At 45.2% G+C, this 3,403-nt stretch carries 3 protein-coding genes; all 3 read left to right on the top strand.

Translation table 11 applies throughout. The features are described 5' to 3' along the window. On the top strand, window positions 1-211 hold a 211-nt coding region (locus CAG65_RS22310; protein WP_237668851.1), incomplete at its 5' end, for a hypothetical protein. Between the two features lie 134 nt (window positions 212-345). Next, window positions 346-1,494, top strand: a complete 1,149-nt coding sequence (locus tag CAG65_RS17935) for an FIST signal transduction protein (protein WP_237668850.1) — start codon at window positions 346-348, stop codon at window positions 1,492-1,494. A 13-nt stretch (window positions 1,495-1,507) separates the two neighbouring features. Next, window positions 1,508-3,232, top strand: a complete 1,725-nt coding sequence (locus tag CAG65_RS17930) for an ATP-binding protein (RefSeq protein ID WP_161454503.1) — start codon at window positions 1,508-1,510, stop codon at window positions 3,230-3,232. Window positions 3,233-3,403: the final 171 nt, after the last annotated feature.

Raw genomic sequence — 3,403 nt, 5'->3', positions numbered from 1 at the left:
ATCACCCGTTCACTGCGATCTGGCAGTCAGAAGGTCAATTGTCATCTCCAACCTACCTAAAAACTGGAAAATCGCTGAGAAAGATTCCCTCACCATCACGCAACCAACCGAACATACACATGTAGTTGCAATTAGTATTCCTGACCAATTACCTGAGGTAGAAATTCTCTCTGACGAGGGAAGCCGTTATAAATTGATCTTCGCGAAATAATTGAACGAGCAAACAAACTTTTCACTATGAAATACTAGGATGATGATTAGAATTAAGGTATAAGAGACGAAACTTAAGATCTTATGCCCGTCATGCACTTTAAGACTCGCGTATCTCACAAACCGCAAGAGTCCATGGTGGCAGATGACATGCTCTCTGAACTGGATGTTGAAAATCTGGCGAGCGTCATCTGTTACTACACTCAAGATTACGACCCCAGCAAGCTCCGTATGGAGCTATCGAAACGTTTGCCTGACCATGTTCCTGTTATCGGCGCCTCGACATGCAGAGGGCTCATGACAGAAAAAGGGCTTCACTGGGGACCCGTCGTCGGACTGGCCGCTATTTACGACAGTAAGTCCAGTGCGTATGGATCTGCTCTAAGTCAGGTATACGATGATTCCGACATACCTGATTTAGTCTCCGTAACCCTGGATAAAGCGCTCAAAAAAGCGGAGCGTGAAGGCGAAGTACCAGGATTTGTCATCGCTCACGCCACTCCGGGTTTCGAAGAAAAAATCATTGATGCGATCGACTCCAAATTTCACGTGCCAGTACCAATTATCGGTGGCAGTGCCGCTGACAATGGCATCAAAGGCCATTGGTCAATATTTACGGAAAAAGCGCACACAACCCGCGGCATAGCACTTCAGGTATTTTTCCCATCAGAAAAGCTCTCTACGAACTTCAGCGCTGGTTATTCACCAACTGAATTTACCGGCACTGTGACTAAGGCCAAAGGCAGGGAACTGCTGGAAATTGACGGCGAACCCGCACAAAAGATTTATCGAGAATGGATCAGTGACCACGCCGGTGTGTCAGTACCACCACATTTCGTGTTTGAGTTAGTCACTCAGTATCCTCTGGGACGTATCGCTGGTCACGTCTATGCTCAGCCTTATTATAAATTGTCTCATCCAATACGAATCAGTCAAAAACAGGGGCTATTGCTCTTTACTGATATTCGTCCCGGAGATGCAATTACTTTAATGTCCGGTGACAGAGAGCAACTGATTAGCCGAGGAGCGCGAGTGCTCCAAGAAGCAAATAGAAAAAATCACCTGAACTCCCATACTCTGGGGATCCTCTGCATTATGTGTGCAGGACCAATGTTGTATCTGGGAGAAGACATGAAACGGGTCTACGCAAACCTCAAACATGAAGCCGCCAATACACCATTTATTTGTCCTTTTACGTTTGGCGAACAAGGCAGATTTGCCGGGGGTGAGAATGGCCATGGCAACCTGATGATTTCCGCAGCCAGGTTTTATCGCTCAAGGTGAAAGACAAAAAACGATGCAATTAGAAAACCAAGAACAATTGAGTGAACTGCTCGTCGAATTAAACAGAAGCCGGGAACGAGAAGCCAGACTGGCAGAGGAAAACAGTGCCATACTCGCAGGGATATCCAGCATTACTTGCGCGAAAAACAAACATCAGATTTTCCACGAACTGCATCGTGTTTTATTGCCTTACATCGCATTTGACGATTTTGTCGTACTTACAAAAGACAAAGACGAAGCACATTTCAAAACACTGCTGACCTCAAACAGTGTCTTTGCTAAACACGTATGGAAGAGCGACAACAAATTCAATCGTGTTCTTAACGGTGACTGTATTGTTCTGTTCCAGCCATCCACACTTAAAGAGTTCGAGGAACTCAACGCTTTTGCCAGACAAGAGATTCAGTCTGCGCTGGTCACGGGTGTCAAAGCCCAGGTGTCCCAGTTTGTCATTATGCTATTTGGCAGAAGAAAAGGGCAGTTCAGCATTCCTGTTCGTGACACCCTGTCACGTTTTCGGCCATTACTCGAGCGGGCTATCATTGATATAGAGAACAAAGAACGCCTGGAGACGCTGGTCGAGATCCGAACTCAAGAGCTTGAATTAGCTCAACAAAAAGCAGTGGAAGCCAATCAGGCGAAATCTCAGTTTCTGGCGATGATGAGCCATGAAATCCGGACCCCCCTTAACGCCGTACTTGGCCTGATTGACGTAATGCGAGCCGACTCTTCCTCTTTGCAACAACTCAAGCTGCTCGAACAGATGGGCGCATCTGCTGAGCTACTTCTGGTGATCATTAACGACATTCTCGACTTCACAAAAATTGAATCCGGTCATTTTGATCTTAATAGTCAGTGGATTGATCTACGCTCCGAATTTGATAAAGCGTTGATACACTTAAAGCAGTCTGCCAAAGCAAAAGGGCTGATATTCCAATCCGATACGGATATTGAAAGCCATCGGGACTTTTGGCTAGATCCGACGCGTTTTTCGCAAATCGTCTTCAACCTTGTGGGGAACGCAATTAAATTTACTGGCAACGGACTTGTGACCGTGTCACTTAAAGCGACAGGCGCTCAACTGATCCTTGAAGTCTGTGATACCGGAATAGGAATCGAGCCCCAAATTCTTGAGAGCCTATTTAGTCCATTCAAACAAGCAGATAGCTCGATCACGCGTAATTTCGGTGGGACAGGCCTCGGACTGACCATTACTAAACATTTGGTCAGTTTGATGGGCGGCAATATTGATGTCGAGAGTACACCAGGTTTGGGATCTGTTTTTAAGGTGTCTTTGCCTTTGCAATCCAGATGCAGAGAACGCATTCCAGAGCGTGACACGCCAAAACGCTACGAAAGTAAGAAGCAACAAGTTGTTGTGGTAGAAGATACCAAAACCAATCAAATGGTGATCAAGCTGATTTTGGAAAAAGAAGGCTACCTTGTGATCACGAAAGATGATGGTAGCGAGGCGCTGGATTTCTTTGCCAACGGCGGTCAGGCAGACATTATTCTTATGGACATCTCAATGCCAGTCATGGATGGCATTTCCGCCACAAAAGCCATTCGAGCACGGGGACTGAACACACCAATTGTTGCTTTGACAGCGCATGCGATGGAGCAAGATCAGCAGTTATGTATCAACGCCGGTATGAATGACTTTGTAGCCAAGCCAATCCGAAGTGCAGAGATAATCGAAACCATTGGACGAATTTTAGAAACAAACAATGATCGTTAATACTAATAATTGGTTTGGAAATCGTAGATTAACAAACTGATTATTAGGTATTTTATGGTAAATGCAGTTATGTTTAATCTGAGCCACCTTAAAGTTAGTAAGGGGAGCAAAACGCATCAGAATCCAAGCTAACTCATAGTTAATTTAACATAATATACATAATGCGAACTT

Source organism: Vibrio sp. V39_P1S14PM300 (assembly GCF_009904765.1).
Classification (GTDB): domain Bacteria; phylum Pseudomonadota; class Gammaproteobacteria; order Enterobacterales; family Vibrionaceae; genus Vibrio; species Vibrio proteolyticus.
This window is presented reverse-complemented; position numbering and strand designations above follow the sequence as displayed.

Coding starts and splice junctions, on each gene's coding strand:
- CAG65_RS17935 (WP_237668850.1), top strand. CDS start 346: ATGGTGGCAGATGACATGCTCTCTGAACTGGATGTTGAAAATCTGGCG.
- CAG65_RS17930 (WP_161454503.1), top strand. CDS start 1,508: ATGCAATTAGAAAACCAAGAACAATTGAGTGAACTGCTCGTCGAATTA.